Raw genomic sequence first — 668 nt, 5'->3', positions numbered from 1 at the left:
AACTCCAGTCTCACCGATAGTTGATTGCCACAATCCAGCAGCATTGAAAATTTGTATACGATAATTGAAAATGTCTGCTACGTAAATATTATCTGCAGAATCCACTGCAATTCCATCAGGATATGAAAGGTGATCATTATCCGAACCTGTAACTCCAGTCTCACCGATAGTTGTAACATATGCTGGATCCGCATAAGCATTTGTCATTACAAAGGAAGATAATGTAAAACTCAAAACAGCAAAGGTGAAAATGTAACTGATCTTTTTCAAACCCATGTTATAATTTGTTAAGATGTATTTAAGTAACTTCATCTAGCACATTTTCATATCTTATGCAGTTACTCTACACTTTTGAATAATTATGAATAATGACTAAATCCCTCCTCAAAAATTTATTTTTTAAAAAATGTTTTTAAAAATTAGTTATACTTTTTGTTCTAAAACCCAATCGTATCCTTCGCTTTCTAGTTTATCTGCAAGGGATGCATCACCTGTTTTTAATATTTGACCTCTTGCAAAGACATGAACAAAGTCTAGCTTATCTAAGAATTTCAAAATTCTTGCATAGTGTGTAATTACAATCACCGTTGCATCCTTGCCTGATACTTGGCTTATTGCCTTTGCAACTGCTTGAACTGCATCGATATCTAATCCTGAATCTGGTTCAT

Annotated in this window: 1 protein-coding gene and 1 pseudogene; both read right to left on the bottom strand. The window is 33.4% G+C overall.

Going from position 1 to position 668, the window contains the following annotated elements:
* Window positions 1-312: hypothetical protein (locus BG20_RS10940; RefSeq protein WP_476695742.1), on the bottom strand; the 312-nt coding region annotated here is incomplete at its 3' end.
* Window positions 313-423: 111 nt separating this feature from the next.
* Window positions 424-668, bottom strand: a pseudogene (locus BG20_RS10935) (Fe-S cluster assembly ATPase SufC); the annotation flags it as partial.

It is taken from the genome of Candidatus Nitrosarchaeum limnium BG20, from assembly GCF_000241145.1.
GTDB lineage: Archaea > Thermoproteota > Nitrososphaeria > Nitrososphaerales > Nitrosopumilaceae > Nitrosarchaeum > Nitrosarchaeum limnae.
Note: the sequence above shows the minus strand (reverse complement) of the source record. Positions and strands in the feature narration are given on the sequence as shown.